Genomic DNA, 19,775 nt, shown 5'->3' with positions numbered 1-19,775 from the left:
CGCGCCCGGTCCGGCCGCCTGGAGATCAAGGTCGGATTAGAAGAAGCCCAGGGCTTTCGGGCTGTAGCTAACCAGCAGGTTCTTGGTCTGCTGATAGTGGTCCAGCATCATCTTGTGGGTCTCGCGGCCGACCCCGGACTGCTTGTAGCCGCCGAAGGCCGCGTGGGCCGGATAGGCGTGATAGCAGTTGGTCCACACCCGCCCCGCCTCGATCCCCCGGCCAAAGCGGTAGCAGCGGTTGGCGTCGCGGCTCCACACGCCCGCCCCGAGGCCGAAGGCCGTGTCATTGGCGATCGCCAGAGCCTCATCCTCGGTCTTGAACGTGGTCACGGCCAGAACGGGGCCGAAGATCTCCTCCTGGAAGATCCGCATCTTGTTGTGGCCCTCGAAGACCGTCGGCTCGACGTAATAGCCGTCGGCAAGCTGACCGGGCAGGACCTTACGGTGACCGCCGGTCAGCAGCTTGGCGCCTTCCTGGCGGCCGATGTCCATGTAGCCCAGGATCTTGTTCAGTTGCTCCTCGGACGCCTGGGCCCCGATCATGGTGGCGGGGTCGAGCGGGCTGCCTTGGACCACGGCGTTCACGCGCTCGAGGGCGCGCTCCATGAACTTCTCGTAGATCGACTCATGGACCAGGGCCCGGCTCGGACAGGTGCAGACCTCGCCCTGGTTCAGAGCGAACATGGTGAAGCCTTCGAGGGCCTTGTCGAAATAGTCGTCATCCTCGCGCGCGACATCGTCGAAGAAGATGTTCGGCGACTTGCCGCCCAGCTCCAGCGTCACCGGGATCAGGTTCTGGCTGGCGTACTGCATGATCAGCCGCCCGGTGGAAGTCTCGCCGGTGAAGGCGATCTTGGCGATGCGCGGGCTGGAGGCCAGCGGCTTGCCGGCCTCGATTCCGAAGCCGTTGACGATGTTGAGCACGCCGGCCGGCAGCAGGTCGCCGATCAGCTCGGCCCAGACCATGATCGAGGCGGGGGTCTGCTCCGCCGGCTTCAGCACCACGCAGTTGCCGGCCGCCAGGGCCGGGGCGAGTTTCCAGCAGGCCATCAGCAGCGGGAAGTTCCAGGGAATGATCTGTCCGACCACGCCCAGGGGTTCGTGGAAGTGATAGGCGATGGTGTCGTGATCGATCTCTGAGATCGAGCCCTCCTGCGAGCGCAGGCAGCCGGCGAAGTAGCGGAAGTGGTCGATCGCTAGCGGGATGTCGGCGGCCAGGGTCTCGCGGATCGGCTTGCCGTTGTCCCACGTTTCCGCCGTGGCCAGGACCTCGAGGTTTTCCTCCATGCGATCGGCGATCCGCAGCAGGACGCGAGAGCGGTCGGCCGGGCTTGTCTTGCCCCACGCGGCCTTGGCGGCGTGGGCCGCGTCCAGGGCGCGCTCGATATCGACCTCCCCCGAGCGGGCGATCTCGCAGATCTTCTTGCCGTGGATCGGCGAGCCGTTGTCGAAATAGCGACCGTCGGCCGGGGCCACCCACTGGCCGCCGATGAAATTGTCGTAGCGGGCCTTGAACGGCGGGCGCGACAGCGACTCGATGAATTCGGGCTTGGTCATGGTTTCCTCCACGCCGCCTTTCCGGCGGGCTCTGGAGGAAGTCTGCGGCTTGCCATGGCTCTCGGCGAAGCCATCCCACGAAGGCTGGAGGGCGATGTGTCTCAGATCTGAGACACGTTCAGTGAAATTCCCGACCGCGTTTCAGGCCGAGCCTCTGGAGCTTGCGGTTCAGCGTCGCGCGCGACAGGCCCAGAAGGCCGGCGGCCGCGGAGACGTTGCCGCCGACTTGGCTGAGGGCCCGGCGGACGGCGGAGCGCTCGGCCTCGTCCAGGTCGGTCGAACGGTCGGGCGACGCAAGGCCGCGTCGCAATGTCTCGTCGGTCAATTTCAGCGCTTGGCGGGCCGCCCGGGTCGCGCCGATCACGACATCGTCGCCATCGACCGCCAGCATCGGCACAGAGGCGCGCTCCACGCCCGTTTCCGGCAGCAGAACGATCCGAGCGGTTGGGAAGGCCTCGCGGAAAGCCTTGACCTCGATCCGTCTGGCGGCGTCGGTGACGATGCGCTCGACCATGCCGGTCAGGGCCTCGATGCCTGGACGGCAGGAGGAGACATCGAGAGCCCCCGCCAGACGTCCGGTCGGATCGAATAGGGGCGCGACGGTGCAGGAGAGGCCGATATTGCGGGTGTGGAAATGCTGGTCCCGGTGGACCGTCAGCACGCGCTGTTCGGTCAGGCAGGTGCCGATACCGTTCGTGCCCTCGCGCGCCTCGCTCCACACCGCCCCTTGCCAGAGGCCCCAGCGTCGAAAGACCGGGTCGTCGCTGTCCGCGCCCCGGCGATCCACGGGCACTCCATCGGCGTCGGTCAGCAGTACGCAGCAGCCTGCGTCTCCAACCGCCTGGAACAGGGCGTCGAGATTGTCCTGGGCCGCGGCCAGCAGCGGGCCCATGCGCTCCTGCGCCAAGCGCAGCTCCAAGCCCGAAAGGGTCTCTGGCGGCCTTCGGTTTTCTGGATCCAGATGATGCTGGGTCAGGCACCGTCGCCACGATGCGGCGATCGGCGACAGGGCCGGCGCGGCGCCGTCGCGCAGCACCGAAAGAACCCTTTCGGCATGGCCTTCGGCCATAGCGTTTCCTCCGCGGACGAGTGTCCCCCCATCCAGGCCTTGAGCATGACGCCACGTCCGGCGATCGCGCAATACGGCATTTTACGTGCCCCGTCCCCCGTTTGGGCTTAAACGGACGCGGCGTTCCTCCGGAGTCCTCTCATGCTGCTCGCGTTGTCCACCTGGGCCGAGATCGAAGCCTTTCTCAACACCAGCCAGACCGTGGTCGTGCCGATTGGCTCGAACGAACAGCATGGCCCGACCGGTCTCCTGGGCACCGACTGGCTATGCCCCGAGATCATCGCCCATGAAGCCCACAAGCGCGCCGACCGGGTGCTGGTGGCCCCAACCTTCAATATCGGCATGGCCCAGCATCATCTGGCCTTCCCGGGCACCATCTTCCTGCGGCCATCGACCTTCATCGCCGCGATCGGCGACTGGGTTCGGTCGCTGGGGGCCCACGGTTTCAAGCGCATCTATTTCCTGAACGGCCACGGCGGCAACGTCGCCTCGATCGAGGCGGCGTTCTCCGAGATCTACGCCGAGTACAGCTTCCGCAAGGAGCGAGCGCCGTTCGCGCTGAAGCTGAAGAACTGGTGGGATCTGGCCGGCGTCAACGCTCTGGCCAACAGCCAGTTTCCGACAGGCCACGGCAGCCACGCCACCCCGTCCGAGATCGCCGTGACCCAATGGGCCTATCCGGAAACGATCAAGACGGCGGCATACGAGCCCAAGATCGCCCCGACGGGCCCGATCCGCGAGGCGCTGGATTTCCGCGCGCGCTACGCGGATGGCCGGATGGGCTCGGACCCGGCTCAGGCCACGCCGGAGAAGGGTGGCGCGCTCGTGGATCTGGCCGCCAGGTCGTTGATTGAGGATCTCGAGGCGTTCTCGGCGGAAAAGGCGCCGGCCTAGTCGTTCGTGCGTTGTCGCGCCAAGGTCGTTGGAAGGTGACGCGCGGCCATGATCTCGCCGATCACCGCAACCGCCACCTCGAACGGCGCCTTGCCCCCAAGATCGAGCCCGATCGGCGCGCGCAGCTTGGCGAGATCGGTTTCCGACAGGCCCTCCGATCCAAGGCGCGCCAGCCGCTCGGGGAGCCGGCGGCGCGCGCCGAGCAGGCCGACATAAGGCGCTTGGGACGGCAAGGCGGCCAATAGCACGGCGTGGTCCTGCTCGGGTTCGTGGCCACAGACCGCCACCGCTGTCCAGGCGTCCAGGCCGATCTCCGACAAGGCCGTCTCGACGCTGTCGCGGCGATAGGCCACCCCGGGGAGCGGCGGCGGCGACACGGGCCCCTTGGGCCTCAAGAGCGTGGTCTCGAAACCCGACTGGGCGCCCAAGCTCGCGACAGCCAGGGCCGTCGGGTCGCCGCCGACGATGATCAAGCGCGGCTGGGGGTCGTAAGCCCTCTCGAAAGCGCCGCTCCAAGGCGCGTGTGGCTCCTCGGCGCACAGGCGACGCGCGCCGTCGCTGACCCAAAAGGCCGGGAGTCTTCGCTGGGCGAGGTCGAGCAGCGTCCCGACCGCGGTGTCGCCGGGGGTGATCCGCTCCACGAGGATTTCGACCCGCGCGCCGCACAAAAGGCGAATGTCCGGCCAGGGACTGCCTTCGCCATAGATGAGGCGGCGCGGGCGTCCATCGGCGAGGCATTCCCGCGCATGGCCCTCGACATCGGCCTCGATGCAGCCGCCGGACAGGAAACCCGAAACAATTTGTTCGCCGAACACCATCTGTGTTCCGACGGGACGAGGGCCTCCGCCGTCCAGCGAAATGATTGTCGCGAGGGCGGCCGGCCCCCGCGAAAGCGCCTGGGACAAGGCCGGGCGGGCGTCGTCGGCCATGCCGTGAATCGGCCAAGCGGCGTCGGAGCGGTGGTTCATCATCGGGACCAACTTTAACGCCTCGGCAAGGTTCCAGAAACCTGATGTTCAAACCTTGGCGCGTAGCGTCGGTGTTCGATCAGTGATTTCTCGCACGGATGGCATGTCCATTTCGGTCTCAAAATTGGGTCTCGCGGCCGCGCAGTTCGGCCTCGACGGAAGCAGTGGCTCCGCTCCGCGCGGCCGCGCGCCCGAAGCCGAGACGCGAGAGATCCTGAACATCGCCGCTCGCGCGCGCCTGTCGGTTCTGGATGCTTCCGGCCTATTCGGCCGCGCCGAAAACCTTCTGGGCGAGCTTCTGCCGCGTCCGACGCCGTTTCGTGTCACGCTCGCCGCCGGCCGCGCGGATCGCGGTCCCGACTATATCGAGGCCGAGGCTCGCGCCACGCTGCGCAGGCTGGGTCTCGAGCGCGCCGATGCGATCATCGTCCATTCCCCGTCGGAGTTGTTCGGCGCGCATGGCGCCGCGCTTTGGGAGCGCCTTCAGCGCCTGAAGGATCAGGGGCTGTTCGCCAAGGTCGGCGTCGCCGCCCATGCCTCCGACGATCCGGTCGGCGTCGCCAAGCGCTTCAAGCCGGATATCTTGCAGGCGCCCGCTAGCCTGCTCGATCAGCGGCTGCTCGCCGATGGCTCGCTGCAGCGCATCGCCGGCATGGGGGTCGAGGTGCACCTGCGCTCGATCTTCCTAAACGGCCTGCTCTTTCTTCCGCCGGACCGCGTCCCCGCCCAGTTGAAGGGCGCCTCGGGTCGGCTGTCGCGCGTGCGTCGCATGATCGCCGAAGGGCGCTCGGATCCTCTACAGGCCGCGCTGGGCTTCGCCCTGTCGCGCCCGGAAGGTTCGGCCGTGCTGGTCGGCGTGAACTCCGCCGCGGAACTGTCGGCGGTGGTGGCGGCCGCTTCGAGCCCTCCGCCTGATCTCGACTGGGACGAGATGGCGATCGACGATCCCGTCGCGCTCGACCCGCGACGTTGGGTCGCCTGAGACATGCCCGGTCGACGCGCTTCATCCTCTGGCGCGTCGCTAGAATCACCTTCGACAATGTCCAAGGCCGAGGATCTCGGACGGGATCCGCGGCGACGCTCGCTAACGCCTATTAACCCTATGGTTCGCTTGGATTTTAAGACTTAGAGCCTAGCTTGATCCCAACTGAGGGAGAGACGCGATATGATCCTCGCCGTGCTGCAGGCCCGCATGGGGTCCACTCGACTGCCGGGCAAGTCGATGGCCACGCTTCGCGGCGAGCCGATGATCATCCGTCAGCTGGAGCGTCTGCGCGGCGCGCGTTGCCTTTCCAAGATCATCGTCGCGACCAGCGCCGACACGGTTGATGATCCCCTGGCCGGCTTCCTGGTCTCGCGGGGCTATACCGTCCATCGGGGCGCTGGCGCCGACATCCTGGCCCGCATCGCCCGCTGCGCCGAGACGATCAGTTCGGTGAGTCACGTCGTTCGTCTCAAGGGCGACGCGCCGTTCGTCGATCCGGGTGTCATCGATGAGGCTGTCCGCCTGGCCTTGGCCAGCGGCGCCGACTACACCTCCAACCGTGTCCGGCAGACCTATCCCGCGGGGCTCGAGGTCGAGGTGATCAAGGCCGGCGCGTTGCAAGCCGCCGCCGCCGAGGAACGCGATCCGATGGCGCGCGTCTCGCCGACGGCGGCGATCCGCAATCAGCCGAACCGCTGGAGCCAGGCGCATCTGACGGCGTCGCGAGATTGGTCGCGATTGGATTGGCGGGTCAAGACCGCGGCCGATCTCGCCTTCGCGCGCTCGGTCTACGACGCGCTTCATGCCGTCGATCCGGGTTTCCGCATGAACGACGTGCTGGATCTGATCGGCAGCCGCCAGGACATCGCCCGCTACGCGGCGTGATCCGACGCCGCTCCCGGGCCTAGACCCAGGAGCGGCTCCGATTCTTACTTCCAGGCCCCGTAGGGATCGATCGACGCCTTGCCGAGCGCTTCGGCGACGGCGGGGTGGGTGAGCTCGCCCTTCAGCACGTTAAGGCCGCGCGCGAGGTGGAGATTGGTCTTCAGCGCGTCGAGGCCCTTGTCGGCCAGAGCCAGGCCGAATGGCAGGGTCGCGTTGCCCAGCGCTTCCGACGAGGTGCGCGGCGCAGCGCCCGGCATGTTGGCCACGCAGTAGTGGACCACGCCGTCGACCGTGTAGGTCGGCTCGGCGTGGGTGGTCGGCTTGCTGGTTTCGAAGCAGCCGCCCTGGTCGATCGAGACGTCCACCAGCACCGAGCCCGGTTTCATCTGCTTAAGATGCTCGCGGCGCACCAACTTCGGCGCGGCGGCGCCGGCGGTGAGAACGGCGCCGATCACCACGTCCGCCTTGAGGATCTCGTCCTCGACGGCGGCGATGGTCGAGTAGCGGGTCAGGATGCGACCCTGATACAGATCGTCCAGTTCACGCATGCGCGGGATCGAGCGCTCCAGCACCACGACCTCGGCGCCGAGGCCGGCGGCCATGCGCGCGGCGTTGCTGCCCACCACGCCGCCGCCCAGGACGGCCACGCGCGCCGGCGGCACGCCCGGCACGCCGCTGAGCAGCAAGCCCATGCCGCCATTGTGCTTGAGCAAGGTCTCGGCGGCCGAGAAGACCGCGATCCGGCCGGCGACCTCGGACATCGGCGCCAGCAACGGCAGGCCGCCGCGCGCGTCCGTGACGGTCTCATAGGCGATGGCCGCGCAGCCGCTCTTCAGCAGGCCTTCGGTCTGGGCGGGATCGGGGGCTAGGTGCAGGTAGGTGAAGAGGATGTGGCGCGGTTCGAGCTTTTCCCACTCGACCTTCTGCGGCTCCTTGACCTTCACGATCATATCCGCGCCGGCGAAGACCGCCGCGGCGTCGGGAGCGATGGTCGCGCCGGCCTTCACATACGCCTCGTCGGCATAGCCGGCGCCGAGGCCTGCGCCCGATTGGACCAGGACAGCATGGCCGTGGCCAACATATTCGCGGACAGCCGTGGGCGTCAGCCCGACCCGGTGTTCGCCCGGTTTAATCTCCGATGGGACGCCAACCCGCATAATGCTTCCTCCAAAGCCATTTTCGCCAAATTGTGCGCCTCCGCGCGCGCAGGTTCCTTGGCGATTTCATGCGGAGAGCCTACGCTGTCGCAGGATACTTGCACGAAACGGCATTTGAATGACGAAACGCGCCGCCAATCTCGATGGTTTCGACCGGAAGCTTCTTCATCTGCTTCAGAGGCGAGGAAGAGCCAGCTATGTGGAAATGGGCGAAGCGGTGAATCTTTCCGAGTCCGCGTGCCTTCGCCGCGTAAGGGCGCTGGAAGAGGCGGGCGTGATCAGCCGGTACGCGGCGGTGATCGACGAGCGGGCCGTTGGCTTGCCGCTCAGCGTCTTCGTCACCGTCACCCTGTCATCCCAGGCCGAGTCGGCCCTGAGCGCCTTTGAGAAGGCGATTACCGGCGTGCGGGAAGTCGCCGAGTGCTACCTGATGACAGGAGGGTCCGACTATCTGTTGCGCTTGGTGGTACGGGACGTCGACGACCTTGAACGGGTTCACGCCCAAGAGCTGACGCGCATTCCCGGCGTCGTGCGGGTCAGCTCCAGCATCGCCATGCGCACCGTGGTCAAGCGCGTTGAATTGCCGCTGTAGGCCCCGGATTAACGTTCCTTAGAGTCGTTGTGGTCTAGCTATTCCCCCGCATCGATCGACGTCGGGGGACGAGATGGTTTCGAGACGACTTCTGCTAGGCGCTCTGATTGGGGTGGCCGCGCCAGCCTTGGCGTTCGCGGAAGGAGACGGCGGGTCGCCCAACCCCCTGACCAAAAAGGGGCGCCGCACCTCGCGCGCGCTGCAGCATCAGGCTACCGACAAGGCCGCGCTCGACAAGGCGCTGGCGACGGTCAAGCCCATGGAAGCGGAACCGGCCCATGCGCCTCACGTCGCCGAGGCCGCCATGGCCATCAGCCCGGACGAGGCGTTGGGCCGGCTGAAGCAGGGCAACGCCATCTTCGCCCGCGGCGGCGCCAACATCTCCCTGCCCTCGATGACGCGCGTGGCTGAACTCTCGAAAGGCCAGAAGCCGTTCGCGGTGATTATCGGCTGCTCTGACAGTCGCGCGGCGCCGGAGCTGATCTTCGACTGCAATCTGGGCGAACTGTTCGTGGTGCGGGTCGCCGGCTCGACGGTCAGCCGCGAGGGCCTGGGCTCGATCGTTTACGCGGTCGAGCATCTGGGCGCGCCGTTGGTTGTCGTCCTGGGCCACACCAAATGCGGCGCCGTCGGCGCGGCGGTTGACGTCGCCACCAAGCACGCCGAGCTGCATGGCGCCCTGCACGACATGGTGCTGCCGATCCTGCCGGCGGTTCTGGAAGCCGAGGAGCGGCATCCGGCCGATCTTCAGGACGCCGCTATCCGTCAGAACGTCCGCGACATCGCCCGTCGCCTGAAAGTATCCGATGGGATGCTCGCCGAGCGCGTGGAAGAGGGGCGGCTCAAGATCGTCTCGGCCTGTTATGACCTGACCACGGGAGCCGTGGCCTTCGACGCTTGATCTCCAAGCGCCGCGGGCCTCAGCCAGCCATCGATTCCGCCACGACGCGCTCGTAGTCGGCCACGCTGGCGATGCCGATATCGAGGTCGGTGACCAGGCCGTCATGCAGCGAATAGACCCAGCCGTGCACGGCCAGGGACTGGCCTCGGGTCCAGGCGTCCTGGACGAACACGTCGGCGGCGACGTTGCGGACCTGGCGCGCGACGTTTAGCTCGGTGAGCCGGTCGAGCATCGCGCGCTTTTCGGGAATCCGCTCCAGCTCGTGCTTGTGCTCCGCGCACACTTCGCGGATCGGATGAAGCCAGTGGTCCACCAGACCGCGGCGCTGGCCGTCGATGGCCGCGGCCACGCCGCCGCAGCCGTAGTGGCCGACGACCATGATGTGTTTCACCTTCAGCACGTCCACCGCGAACTGGAGCACGCTGAGATAGTTGGCGTCCTGCGGGGGGGCCAGGTTGGCGACGTTGCGGTGGACGAAGAGTTCGCCTGGGTCCAGGCCGACGATCTCATTGGCCGGCACGCGGCTGTCGCTGCATCCGATCCAGAGATATTCCGGGCTCTGCTGGCCCTCCAGACGCTTGAAGAAGTCGGGATCCACCTGGGTCTTGCTCTTCGACCAGGCGGCGTTCTTGGCTTTCAGATCCTCAAGCATCTAGCGCTCCGGATGATGATCGGGGTTGGCGGCCGCGATGGCCGGGTGCGACGCCGCGTGGGCGGCGGCGGCTTGGATCGCGGGGAACGGGGAAAGGTCCACGTTGAAGCGGCCGGCGTTGAACACTTGGGGAACCAGAAGGCAATCAACCAGGCCTGGCGCATCACCGAAGGCGAAAGCGCCGCCATGACGGGCGACCATCGGCTCCAACGCGGAAAAGCCCTCGGAGATCCAGCGCGCGACCCAGGCGTTGCGTTGATCCTCGTCGATCTCCAGGGCCGTGAGGGCGCGCAGGATCCGCAGGTTGTTCAGCGGGTGGATGTCGCAGGCGATGATCTCGGCCATGGCGCGGACCATGGCGCGGTCGAAGGGATCGGCCGGCAGAAGGCGCGGCTCGGGGAAAGTCTCGTCCAGCCACTCCAAGATCGCCAGGCTCTGGGTCAGCGGGCGGCCATCGACCTCCAGCGTGGGCACCAGCCCCTGAGCGTTCAGGCCGCGATAGGTGTCCGATTGGTGGGCGTTCGTCACGAGATCGACCGGACGCAGTTCGAAGGCGAGGCCTTTGAGATTCAGGCCGATCCTCACCCGATAGGGCGCGCTGGCGCGCTTGGCGCTATGCAGGACAAGTTTCATTCCAGCCTCAGACCACGGTGAATTCCAGGCGGCCCACGCCCTCGACCTCGCCAACCACCCTGTCGCCCCGGACGATGGCGGCGACGCCCTCTGGCGTGCCGGTGAAGATCAGGTCGCCCGCGGCGAGCGTCCAGAGCGCGCTGGCCTTGGCGATAATCTCGCCCACATTCCAGATCATGTCGCCGATCTGGCCGCGCTGACGCTCTGTTCCATTGACGGATAGGGTGACGGCCGCCTCGGGCGCCGGCGCGTCCATGACGCGGATGGCGCTGATGGGCGCGCTGGCGTCGAAGGCCTTGCCGGCCTCCCAGGGTTGGCCCTTGGCCTTGGCGGCGCCCTGCAAGTCGCGCCGCGTTAGATCCACGCCCACCGCGTAGCCGTAGACACAAGCGATCGCCCGCTCCGGCGAGAGGTTCGCGCCCCCAGCCTTCAGCGCCACCACCAGCTCGATCTCGTGGTGCAGATCGCTGGTCGCGGGCGGATAGGGAATTTCCGCGCCCGTCGTCACGGCGTCGGCGGGCTTGGCGAAGAAGAACGGCGGATCGCGCTCGTCGCCGCCCATCTCCCGCCGGTGCGCGGCGTAGTTTCGGCCGACGCAAAGGATCCGACGAACCGGGAAAACCGCCTCCGAGCCCTCCACCGGGACCGTCGGAAGGGTGTGCGGGTGAAAGGCGTAAGTCGTCATGGCGCCTCCTGTAGACCCAAACCGCGCTCGCAAAAACCCTCGTCACGCCATCGGTGCGGCCAGCCATCGAGTTGATGGCTTTTCAGAATCGCTTGGTTGAAGGGCGCGCCTAAACGTTCTTTCACTTGCCCCTATCCGCGCCGCCGAGTCATGAGGATGTGGGGATATTTGGGCGGCATTCGGGGGCATCGGAACGTTCATGCTGATCATCGAGAACTTGACCCACGTCTACGGCAACGGCGTCAAAGCCTTGGACGAGGTCAGCCTGACGATTCCGCGCGGGATGTATGGCCTTCTTGGGCCCAACGGCGCGGGCAAGTCGACCTTGATGAGGACGATCGCCACGCTGCAGGCGCCGACGTCCGGGCATATCCGCTTTGGCGACATCGACGTCCTGAAGACCCCGGAGTTGCTCCGGCGCACGCTCGGCTACCTGCCGCAGGACTTCGGCGTCTATCCGCGGGTCTCGGCCTACGACATGCTCGACCACATGGCCGTCCTCAAGGGGATCGCCAACGCCAAGGACCGTAAGGAAACGGTCGAGCACCTGCTCAATCAGGTCAATCTCTGGAACGTGCGGAAGAAAGCCATCGCCGGCTTCTCCGGCGGCATGCGCCAGCGCTTCGGCATCGCCCAGGCCCTGATCGGCGATCCGCGCCTGATCATCGTCGACGAGCCCACGGCCGGCCTCGACCCGGAAGAGCGTAATCGCTTCCTGAATCTGCTCGCCGAGATCGGCGAGAACGTGGTGGTGATCCTCTCGACCCATATCGTCGAGGATGTTTCCGACCTTTGCCCCGCCATGGCGATCATCTGCGATGGCCGCATCGTCAGCGAAGGCGCGCCAGCCGACCTGGTCGCCAAGCTGAAGGGCCGGATCTGGAAGAAGATCATCGACAAGAGCGAGCTCGAAGCCGCCAAGGCCCGCTACAAGGTCATCTCCACCCGCCTGCTGGCGGGGCGCACCGTCATCCATATCGAGTCCGACGACAATCCAGGCGACGGCTTCACGCCGGTCGAAGGAGGTCTGGAGGATGTCTATTTCTCCACCCTCTCGACGACCCGGCGCGCGGCCTGACGGGGGGCGGACGATGTTTCGCAAGATCGCGGGCTTCGAGCTCCGCTACCAACTGAAGTCGCCTGTCTTCTGGGTGGTGGCGACCGTCTTCTTCCTGCTGACCTTCGGGGCGGCGACGATCGACCAGATCCGCATCGGCGGTGGTGGCAACATCCACAAGAACGCGCCGTTCGCCATCGCGCAGACGCACATCATCCTGTCCATCTTCTACATGTTCGTGACCACGGCCTTCGTGGCCAACGTGGTGGTCCGCGACGACGAGACCGGTTTCGGGCCGATCCTGCGCTCCACGCGGGTGCGCAAGTTCGACTACCTCTACGGTCGCTTCATAGGCGCGTTCCTGGCGGCGGCGATCTCGTTCTTGGTCGTGCCCCTGGCCATCTGGCTGGGCTCGTTCATGCCCTGGATCGATCCAGAGCGCCTCGGCCCCAACGACCTGCACGCCTATCTTTTCTCGTATTTCGTCCTGGCGCTGCCCACGATCCTGCTGACCTCGGCGCTGTTCTTCGCCCTGGCCACGGTCACGCGATCGATGATGTGGACGTATGTGGGCGTGATCGCTTTCCTCGTGCTCTGGATCGTCGCTGGCATCGCCCTGCGCCGGCCGGAATACGCCAAGATCGCCGCCTATTGGGAGCCGTTGGGAGCCTCCGCCTTCGGTCAGGCCACGCGCTATTGGACCGCCAGCGAGCGCAACAGCCTCGTTCCAGCGCTGACCGGGGCGCTTCTCTTCAATCGCGGCCTCGCCCTCGCCCTGACGGCGGGCTTCCTGGCGCTGGCCTACGGTCTCTTCCGGTTCCAGTCGGCGGACCTTTCGGGGCGGCGGAAGGTGAAGGTGGCGAAGGGCAAAAACGAAGACGCGGCGCCCCCCGCGTTGGCCGGCCCCCTGCCCACGCCAAGGTTCGATCGGCGAACCGCCTGGGCGCAGTTGGTGGTCCGCACCCGGCTCGACATGGGCCAAGTGTTCAAGAGCCCCGCCTATTTCGTTCTGCTGTTCCTGGGCCTTGCGAACGCGATGGGCTCCCTGTGGTTCGCGACCGAGGCCGGGACCTACGGCGGGGTGATCTATCCTGTCACCCGGGTTCTGCTCGAGCCGTTGATGGGGTCCTTCAGCCTGATCCCGATCATCATCGCCATCTACTATTCGGGCGAGCTGGTCTGGCGCGAGCGGGAGCGCAAAACTCACGAGATCATCGACGCCACGCCCGTGCCCGACTGGGCTTTCGTCGCGCCCAAGACCCTGGCGATCAGCTTGGTGCTGATCTCGACGCTCTTTGTCAGCGTGCTGGCGGGCGTGCTGAGCCAAGCGCTGCACGGATACTTCAATTTCGAGCTTCAGAAGTACCTGCTCTGGTACCTGCTGCCGCAGTCGGTCGATTGGATCCTTCTGGCGGCGCTGGCCGTGTTCCTGCAGGCGCTGAGCCCCCACAAGTTCATCGGCTGGGGTCTGATGGTGCTCTATCTGATCACGACCATTACGTTCGTGAACTTGGGTTTCGAGCACAAGCTCTACAACTTCGGCGCGGTGACCTCGACGCCGTTCTCCGACATGAACGGTCAGGGCAAGTTCTGGATCGGAGCCTGGTGGCTCCGCCTATACTGGAGCGCCTTCGCCCTCGCGCTGTTGGTGCTCGCCCACGCCTTGTGGCGTCGGGGGACCGAGAGCCGGCTCCTGCCGCGCCTACGTCGTCTGCCGCTGCGCCTGAACGGGGGCGCCGGCGTGCTGATGGGTCTGTCTCTGGCGGTCTTCGCGACCGTCGGCGGCTATATCTATGTGAACACCAACGTCTGGAACACCTATCGAACCAGCATCGACAACGAGAAATGGCAGGCCGATTACGAGAAGACCCTGCTGCCGTTCGAGAACACGCCGCAGCCGAAGATCGTGGCGATGACGTTGGATGTGGATCTGCGTCCGCACGCGCCCAGCGTCGAGACCAAGGGCTCTTACGTCCTCGAGAACAAGACCGGCGCGCCGTTGAAAGAGATCCATGTGCGCTTCGATCGCGATCTCCAGGTCAGGGGGCTGTCGATCCAAGGGGCGAGGCCCAAGAAGACGTTCGAGGCCTTCAACTACCGGATCTTCGCCTTCGATACGCCGATGCGGCCGGGCGAGCGTCGCAAGATGAGCTTCATTACCCTGCGCGCCCAGCGCGGTTTCCCCAACAGCGACCAGGAACGCCGCGTCGTCGATAACGGCACATTCGTGAACAACCTTGAGATCGCGCCGCTTTTGGGCATGGCGCGTGACGGCCTGCTGCAGGACCGCGCCAAGCGGCGCAAGTACGGTCTGCCGCCCGAGCAACGAATGGCCAAGTTGGGAGATATCCCTTCTCGCCAGTTCAACGGTCTTCGCAAGGACGCCGACTTCATCAGCTCCGACATCACGGTCTCGACCGAGGCGGACCAGACCCCGATCGCGCCCGGCTATAAGGTCTCGGACACGGTGAAGAACGGACGCCGTGTCGCCCGCTTCGTCACCGAGGCGCCGATCATGCCGTTCGTGTCCATCCAGTCGGCGCGCTACCAAGTCTCCCGCGAGACCTACAAGGGCGTCGAGCTGGCGGTCTATTACGACGCCCAGCACCCCTGGAACATCGAGCGCATGAAGACGGGGATGAAGCGGTCTCTGGACTACTTCCAGGCCAATTTCAGCCCCTACCAGTTCCGCCAGCTGCGCTTCCAGGAATTCCCGGACTACGCGCAGTTCGCTCAGTCCTTCGCCAACACCATTCCGTGGTCGGAGGGCCTGTTCTTCATCTCCGACTATCGCGACCCGTCCAAGATCGACATGGTCACCTATGTCGGCGCCCATGAGATCGGCCACCAATGGTGGGCGCACCAGGTGATTGGCGCCGACCAGCAGGGCGGGGCGATGCTGAGCGAGACCTTCGCCCAGTACTCGGCCTTGATGGTCATGAAGCACGCCTACGGCGAGGACCAGATCCGCAAGTTCCTGAAGTTCGAGCTCGACAGCTATCTGCGCGCCCGCGGCGGCGATGTGATCGACGAACAGCCCTTGGCCAAGGTCGAGGGCCAGCCCTACGTCTACTACCGGAAGGGCTCGCTGGTGATGTATCGCCTGCAGAACGAGGTGGGCGAGGAGGTGGTCAATCGGGCGCTGCGCAAGCTGATCGCCCAATATGCCTTCAAGGGCGCGCCCTATCCGATCACCACTGATTTCCTGACGACCCTCCGCGCCGAGGCGCCGGCGGACAAGCAGGCTCTGATCACGGATCTGTTCGAGAAGATCACCCTCTACGACCTGAAGACGAAGAGCGCCTCGGCGAAGGCCAGGCCCGATGGCAAGTTCGACGTCACGGTCACGGTGGACGCCCAAAAGAAGTACGCCGACGGCAAGGGCAAGGAGACCCCGGCCTCCCTGAACGAGACCATGGAGATCGGCCTCTTCGGCGCCAAGCCGGGCGACAAGGGTTTCGCCGCCAAGGACGTCCTGATCTACGCCCGGCGTCCGATCCGTTCCGGCGTGCAGACCTTCACCTTCACGGTGGCCAGGAAGCCGAAATTCGCCGGGATCGATCCGTACAACACCGTGATCGACCGCAACGGCGACGATAACACGGTCGCGGTCGGCAACTGATAAGAAGAAGCCCGCCGTCCCATTGGGGCGGCGGGCCATGTCTTCAAGACGGCGCCGACTTAGCGGTTGGCGTTGTCCTTGGCGACCTCTTCGCCGGTGTCGAAGCCCTTCTTCAGGCCCTCGGCCATGTTCAGGTGCTCCTGGACCTTCGGCGCCGTGGCGGCGGCGAACGACTTCAGGGCCGCGGTGTCGCCGTCCTGAGCGTAGCGCTGCAGCAGGTTCAGAGCCGCCTGGTGGGCGTCGACTTGGCTGTCGGCGTACTTCTTGTCGAAGTCCTTGGCGTCGGCCTTGTTCAGGTCGTCCAGGTCCTCCTGAAGGTCTTGCGGCAGCATCGTCGGCGGCGTGATCGAAGCGCCCGAGGCGGCGATGGCGGCCTTCAGCTCCTCGGTCGTCTTCATGTGCGCCTTTTGCATATTGGCCGCGAACGTCTTGACCGACGGGTTCGTGGAGCGCTTGGCCGCGATCTTGGCGGCCTCGATCTCGAACATGTCGGTGGCGGCGGCCTTGGCGACGAAGACGTCGGCCTTGGTCTCGTCGGCCATGGTCGGCACGGTCGCGGCGGGGTTGGCGTCCGGCGTGGCGGCTTGCTCGGCCGGCGTCGCGGCGCCCTTGGTTTCGTCGGTCTTTTGGCCGCAAGCGGCCAGGCTCAGCGCTGCAACGGCGGCGCCGACAATCATGATGTGACGGTTCATGGCTCTGTCTTTCCCTGGGTTCTTTTTTGTTAGAGAGGGATCAAACTTCGGCGCCGCGGTTCGCCGTCGTGCCACAAAGAACATCACGGGGCCGTGATCGGTTCCCGTGAAGCTGGGAAACATGCCGATGGCCGAGGGCCCGCTTTCTGGATTGCGCGTGATCGAGATGGGCTCGCTGATCGCCGGCCCCTTCTGCGGCCAGGTGTTGGGCGACTTCGGTGCGGAGGTGATCAAGCTCGAGGATCCCAAGGTCGGCGACCCCATGCGTCAATGGGGGCGGTCCAAGCCCAAGGGGCTGTCGCCCTGGTGGCCGGTGATTGGCCGCAACAAGAAGTCGGTCACGATCGACCTGCGCACCGATGAGGGCCGCGATATCGCCCGCGCGCTGATCGCCAAGGCCGACGTCGTGGTCGAGAACTTCCGGCCGGGCACCCTGGAAAAGTGGGGCATGGGCTACGAGGCCTTGGCCAAGACCAATCCTGGTCTCGTGATGGCGCGGGTTTCTGGCTTCGGTCAGACCGGACCGTACGCCAAGCGCGCCGGCTACGCGCTGGTGGGCGAAGCCATGGGCGGTCTGCGCCACATCACCGGCGAGCCCGACCGCCCGCCGGCCCGCGCCGGCATCTCCATCGGCGACAGCCTTTCAGGCCTGAACGCCGCGCTGGGCGTCATGATGGCCCTGCACGCTCGCCAACGGACCGGACGGGGCCAGGTGGTCGACGCGGCGATCTATGAGAGCGTGCTGACGGTGATGGAAAACCTGATCACCGAGTATGACCTGACCGGCTACATCCGCGAGCGTTCCGGCGCCGTGCTGCCCGGCATCGCGCCGTCGAACGTCTATCCGACCAAGTCCGGCGAGCTGGTGTTGATCGGGGCGAACCAAGACACGCTTTTCAAGCGCCTTTGCGACCTGATGGGCCGTCCCGACCTCGCCGACGATCCGCGCTATCGCGACCATGCCGCCCGGGGCGCTCACCAGGCCGAACTGGACGCCCGGATCGCCGCGTGGACCGCCGATCAGGACATCGAGGATCTGCTGCCGAAGCTAGAGGCCGCGGGCCTGGCGACGGGACGGATCTATCGCGCGCCCGACATGCTGAAGGACCCGCAGTTCCAGGCGCGCGAATCCATCGTCACGGTTTCCCACCCGGTCTTTGGCGAGCTGAAGATGCAGAACGCGTTCCCGCGCCTGACCGACACCCCGGGCGGCGTGCGCTGGCCAGGACCGACTCTCGGCGAGCATACCGACGCGGTGCTGACCGAACTGGCGGGTGTCGGTGTCGAGGCCCTGGCGGATTTGAGAACGCGGAACGTGATCTAGGCGTCAGAGCGCCTCGCGGAAATAAACGACCCGCTCGGTTTCCTCGGAGCCGACGGCCTGGTGGAAGGCATGGCTTTCCCGATTGTCCGCCAAGGCGCCGTAGGCCAGTTCGCGAGCGCTATGCTCGGCCGGTCACTCCCGCCACGGCGCGAGCGATCTGGTGCACGTTGTAGGGCTTGCGGACGATCGGGGCGTCGAAGCCCATGGGGGCGGCTTTGTCGGCATAACCGGTGGCGAACACGAACGGGCGGCCCATGCCGCGCAGGATTTCCGCCACCGGGGCGACCGACTGACCGTTGAGGTCGGCGTCCAGGACCGCGACGTCGAAGTCCTTCTCGACCATCGCCAAGGCCTCGCCGAGTTCGGCGGCGCAGCCCACGACCTCGACGCCGGCGTCTTCCAGGCCCGCCTCCAACTCCAACGCCAGGAGCAGGGAGTCCTCGACGATCAGGACCTTCAACCCCGCGATGGCGCCGGGCCTCACGGTTTCATCGGCGGCGACCACGGTCTCGACGATGCGCTCGGGCTCGGCGCTGACCGGCTCCATGGGCGGGGCGTCGGCCAGGGCCTCGGCCGCGCCCACGATCATGGCGGTGACGCCGCTCGAGCGGTAGTTGATCTTGGCCGAGCCGCCCAACTCACGGCCGGCCACTTCCTCGATCAAGGTCGCGCCGAAGCCCTTGGTTAGGGGCGCGACCGCCGGCGGACCGCCGGTCTCGAGCCATTCGAGCGCGAAGCCGCCCTCTGGCGAGCGCCGCCAGACGACCTCCACCTTGCCATTCTCGGTCGATAGCGAGCCGTAGCGCACGGCGTTGACCGCCAGCTCGTGCAAGGCCAGCGATAGAGCCGACGCCGCGCGGGGGGTCAGGAAAAGTTCAGGGCCATCCCAGCGCGTCTGCGTGGGCGCGAGGCCCCCAAGCTCGGCGGCGGCGATCCGCGCCAGGGTCGCGCCGCGCCAACGGGCGGCGGTCAGCAAATCGTGCGCCGAGCTCATCGACTTCAGGCGCGCGGCGAAGGTTTTTAGGAACACGTCGAGCGAGGCGGACTTCCGCGCCGATTGGGCGGCGACGGATTGCACGACCGCCAAAAGATTCTTGATCCTATGATCAAGCTCGGCGACCAGATTCTCGCGCTGTTCTTCTTCCGCCTTTCGTTCGCTGATGTCCTGAACGACACCGATCAGATGGGTCGGCTGGTGGTCCGGGTCGAACAGCATGACGCCCGAACCGTGATACCAGACCGCGTTTCCATCCGCGTCGGGAAGGCGGCGATATTCGAGGCTGTAGCGGCCTGTTTCGGCCAGCTGTTTGTTGATCGTCTCCCGCGCGGCTTCGCGATCATCGGGATGGATGTAGGGAAACAGCGCCGCGCCGTTTTCGGACGGGATCACGCCTGGCGCGATGCCGGCGACCTTGGCCAGGCGAGGGCTGATCTTGAAGACATCTCGCTTGATGTCCCATTCGAACTCGCCGAGCGCGGCGGCGGTTATGGCGAGGTTGAGGCGCTCGCCCTCGAGCGTGCGATCGGCTTCAGGCTTCGAGGTCAGGATCTCGGCCGCGAGATCGGCCAGATCCTCGAGCGCCCGCGAATCTTCCGGTTGAAGGGGCGCGCTCGCGCCTGGTCCTTCGATCACCAAGGCGCCGAGAATGCAGCCCTGGCCGTCACGAATGGGCGCGGCGAGATCGACGCCGTGTCCGGCCGCCACGACCCGGTCGGCCACGTCGCCGCGTCTTGGCGCTTCCGGGCCAGAATAACCGACGAAGGCCTTACGCCAGATGCGATCCTCGTCGACCAGGGCGACGGCGGCTTTCGGAGCGTCGAACATTCGAGCCGCCAGTCGCGCCACTCGCAGCAAACGTGGCTCGTTGACCTCGCCGTCCAGAACTCCAAGCGCGCGCAATGCCTTGAGGCGGGCGGTTTCCTGACGGTCGTCGTTGACGATTGGGGCGTCGTCCATGATTCGACCTTAAACTTGGTTCGCCTCCGGCGCGAGCGCCTTTGAATCAGGCGCCGCTTCGCCATGGATTCCGAGTGGTGAAGCTTGGGGTCCTTGGGTATCTTGGAACCGCTGCGACGAGTGCGGCGTTGTCGGGACGTCGCTT

General features: G+C 66.2%; 16 protein-coding genes and 1 pseudogene. 8 read left to right on the top strand and 9 right to left on the bottom strand.

Annotated features, from left to right (window positions below):
- Positions 1-36: 36 nt before the first annotated feature.
- On the bottom strand, positions 37-1,557 hold the full coding sequence (gene adh, locus J2728_RS06130) for an aldehyde dehydrogenase (protein ID WP_309997489.1): 1,521 nt from the start codon (positions 1,555-1,557) through the stop codon (positions 37-39).
- A 118-nt stretch (positions 1,558-1,675) separates the two neighbouring features.
- Positions 1,676-2,626, bottom strand: a complete 951-nt coding sequence (locus J2728_RS06125) for a GAF domain-containing protein (RefSeq protein ID WP_309997488.1) — start codon at positions 2,624-2,626, stop codon at positions 1,676-1,678.
- Positions 2,627-2,767: 141 nt separating this feature from the next.
- Here J2728_RS06125 and J2728_RS06120 point away from each other — a divergent pair, with 141 nt between their 5' ends.
- Positions 2,768-3,520, top strand: coding sequence for a creatininase family protein (locus tag J2728_RS06120; RefSeq protein WP_309997487.1), 753 nt, complete (start codon positions 2,768-2,770; stop codon positions 3,518-3,520).
- On the opposite strand, the pseudogene J2728_RS06115 reads toward J2728_RS06120, so the two are convergent.
- Positions 3,517-4,540: pseudogene (locus J2728_RS06115) on the bottom strand (XdhC family protein). The gene J2728_RS06120 and the pseudogene J2728_RS06115 sit on opposite strands and share 4 nt — an antisense overlap.
- A gap of 51 nt (positions 4,541-4,591) precedes the next feature.
- Here J2728_RS06115 and J2728_RS06110 point away from each other — a divergent pair.
- Positions 4,592-5,470, top strand: coding sequence for a bifunctional regulator KidO (locus J2728_RS06110; protein ID WP_309997485.1), 879 nt, complete (start codon positions 4,592-4,594; stop codon positions 5,468-5,470).
- Positions 5,471-5,653: 183 nt separating this feature from the next.
- Positions 5,654-6,358 carry a glycosyltransferase family protein gene (locus J2728_RS06105; protein ID WP_309997484.1) on the top strand — a complete coding sequence of 235 codons (705 nt, stop codon included), beginning with the start codon at positions 5,654-5,656 and terminating at the stop codon, positions 6,356-6,358.
- A gap of 44 nt (positions 6,359-6,402) precedes the next feature.
- Here J2728_RS06105 and ald read toward each other — a convergent pair whose 3' ends face one another.
- On the bottom strand, positions 6,403-7,515 hold the full coding sequence (gene ald / locus J2728_RS06100; RefSeq protein WP_309997482.1) for an alanine dehydrogenase: 1,113 nt from the start codon (positions 7,513-7,515) through the stop codon (positions 6,403-6,405).
- A gap of 118 nt (positions 7,516-7,633) precedes the next feature.
- On the opposite strand from ald, the gene J2728_RS06095 reads away from it, so the two are divergent.
- Both J2728_RS06095 and J2728_RS06090 read left to right on the top strand, forming a co-directional pair.
- On the top strand, positions 7,634-8,107 hold the full coding sequence (locus tag J2728_RS06095; RefSeq protein WP_309997480.1) for an Lrp/AsnC family transcriptional regulator: 474 nt from the start codon (positions 7,634-7,636) through the stop codon (positions 8,105-8,107).
- Positions 8,108-8,180: 73 nt separating this feature from the next.
- Positions 8,181-9,008, top strand: coding sequence for a carbonic anhydrase (locus J2728_RS06090; RefSeq protein WP_309997479.1), 828 nt, complete (start codon positions 8,181-8,183; stop codon positions 9,006-9,008).
- Positions 9,009-9,027: 19 nt separating this feature from the next.
- On the opposite strand, the gene J2728_RS06085 is transcribed toward J2728_RS06090, so the two are convergent.
- The 3 genes from J2728_RS06085 to J2728_RS06075 are packed head-to-tail and all read right to left on the bottom strand — an operon-like array spanning position 9,028 to position 10,978.
- Positions 9,028-9,660, bottom strand: a complete 633-nt coding sequence (locus J2728_RS06085; RefSeq protein ID WP_309997476.1) for a carbonic anhydrase — start codon at positions 9,658-9,660, stop codon at positions 9,028-9,030.
- A complete protein-coding gene (gene maiA / locus J2728_RS06080) occupies positions 9,661-10,293 on the bottom strand; it encodes a maleylacetoacetate isomerase (RefSeq protein WP_309997475.1) in 633 nt (210 codons plus the stop codon).
- Positions 10,294-10,300: 7 nt separating this feature from the next.
- A complete protein-coding gene (locus J2728_RS06075; protein WP_309997472.1) occupies positions 10,301-10,978 on the bottom strand; it encodes a fumarylacetoacetate hydrolase family protein in 678 nt (225 codons plus the stop codon).
- A 199-nt stretch (positions 10,979-11,177) separates the two neighbouring features.
- Between J2728_RS06075 and J2728_RS06070 the strand changes: the two genes are divergently transcribed.
- Positions 11,178-12,056, top strand: a complete 879-nt coding sequence (locus J2728_RS06070) for an ABC transporter ATP-binding protein (protein ID WP_309997470.1) — start codon at positions 11,178-11,180, stop codon at positions 12,054-12,056.
- A gap of 13 nt (positions 12,057-12,069) precedes the next feature.
- Complete coding sequence (locus J2728_RS06065; protein WP_309997468.1) at positions 12,070-15,657, top strand: ABC transporter permease/M1 family aminopeptidase; 3,588 nt, start codon at positions 12,070-12,072, stop codon at positions 15,655-15,657.
- A 59-nt stretch (positions 15,658-15,716) separates the two neighbouring features.
- Here J2728_RS06065 and J2728_RS06060 read toward each other — a convergent pair whose 3' ends face one another.
- A complete protein-coding gene (locus tag J2728_RS06060) occupies positions 15,717-16,349 on the bottom strand; it encodes a DUF4142 domain-containing protein (RefSeq protein ID WP_309997466.1) in 633 nt (210 codons plus the stop codon).
- A 121-nt stretch (positions 16,350-16,470) separates the two neighbouring features.
- On the opposite strand from J2728_RS06060, the gene J2728_RS06055 reads away from it, so the two are divergent.
- Positions 16,471-17,673 (top strand): CaiB/BaiF CoA transferase family protein, encoded by a 1,203-nt coding sequence (locus J2728_RS06055; protein ID WP_309997464.1) that lies wholly within the window; start codon positions 16,471-16,473, stop codon positions 17,671-17,673.
- 118 nt (positions 17,674-17,791) lie between these two features.
- Here the strand turns inward: J2728_RS06055 and J2728_RS06045 are convergent, their stop codons facing one another.
- Positions 17,792-19,630: an HWE histidine kinase domain-containing protein gene (locus tag J2728_RS06045; protein ID WP_309997462.1), complete on the bottom strand. Its 1,839-nt coding sequence runs from the start codon at positions 19,628-19,630 to the stop codon at positions 17,792-17,794.
- Positions 19,631-19,775: the final 145 nt, after the last annotated feature.

The organism is Caulobacter segnis, from assembly GCF_031454995.1.
In the GTDB taxonomy this organism is placed as follows: Bacteria; Pseudomonadota; Alphaproteobacteria; order Caulobacterales; family Caulobacteraceae; genus Caulobacter; species Caulobacter segnis_E.
The sequence above is the reverse complement of the archived record's forward strand: the minus strand, read 5'-3'. Positions and strand labels throughout refer to the sequence as shown.

Coding starts and splice junctions, on each gene's coding strand:
- adh (WP_309997489.1), bottom strand. CDS start 1,557: ATGACCAAGCCCGAATTCATCGAGTCGCTGTCGCGCCCGCCGTTCAAG.
- J2728_RS06125 (WP_309997488.1), bottom strand. CDS start 2,626: ATGGCCGAAGGCCATGCCGAAAGGGTTCTTTCGGTGCTGCGCGACGGC.
- J2728_RS06120 (WP_309997487.1), top strand. CDS start 2,768: ATGCTGCTCGCGTTGTCCACCTGGGCCGAGATCGAAGCCTTTCTCAAC.
- J2728_RS06110 (WP_309997485.1), top strand. CDS start 4,592: ATGTCCATTTCGGTCTCAAAATTGGGTCTCGCGGCCGCGCAGTTCGGC.
- J2728_RS06105 (WP_309997484.1), top strand. CDS start 5,654: ATGATCCTCGCCGTGCTGCAGGCCCGCATGGGGTCCACTCGACTGCCG.
- ald (WP_309997482.1), bottom strand. CDS start 7,515: ATGCGGGTTGGCGTCCCATCGGAGATTAAACCGGGCGAACACCGGGTC.
- J2728_RS06095 (WP_309997480.1), top strand. CDS start 7,634: ATGACGAAACGCGCCGCCAATCTCGATGGTTTCGACCGGAAGCTTCTT.
- J2728_RS06090 (WP_309997479.1), top strand. CDS start 8,181: ATGGTTTCGAGACGACTTCTGCTAGGCGCTCTGATTGGGGTGGCCGCG.
- J2728_RS06085 (WP_309997476.1), bottom strand. CDS start 9,660: ATGCTTGAGGATCTGAAAGCCAAGAACGCCGCCTGGTCGAAGAGCAAG.
- maiA (WP_309997475.1), bottom strand. CDS start 10,293: ATGAAACTTGTCCTGCATAGCGCCAAGCGCGCCAGCGCGCCCTATCGG.
- J2728_RS06075 (WP_309997472.1), bottom strand. CDS start 10,978: ATGACGACTTACGCCTTTCACCCGCACACCCTTCCGACGGTCCCGGTG.
- J2728_RS06070 (WP_309997470.1), top strand. CDS start 11,178: ATGCTGATCATCGAGAACTTGACCCACGTCTACGGCAACGGCGTCAAA.
- J2728_RS06065 (WP_309997468.1), top strand. CDS start 12,070: ATGTTTCGCAAGATCGCGGGCTTCGAGCTCCGCTACCAACTGAAGTCG.
- J2728_RS06060 (WP_309997466.1), bottom strand. CDS start 16,349: ATGAACCGTCACATCATGATTGTCGGCGCCGCCGTTGCAGCGCTGAGC.
- J2728_RS06055 (WP_309997464.1), top strand. CDS start 16,471: ATGCCGATGGCCGAGGGCCCGCTTTCTGGATTGCGCGTGATCGAGATG.
- J2728_RS06045 (WP_309997462.1), bottom strand. CDS start 19,630: ATGGACGACGCCCCAATCGTCAACGACGACCGTCAGGAAACCGCCCGC.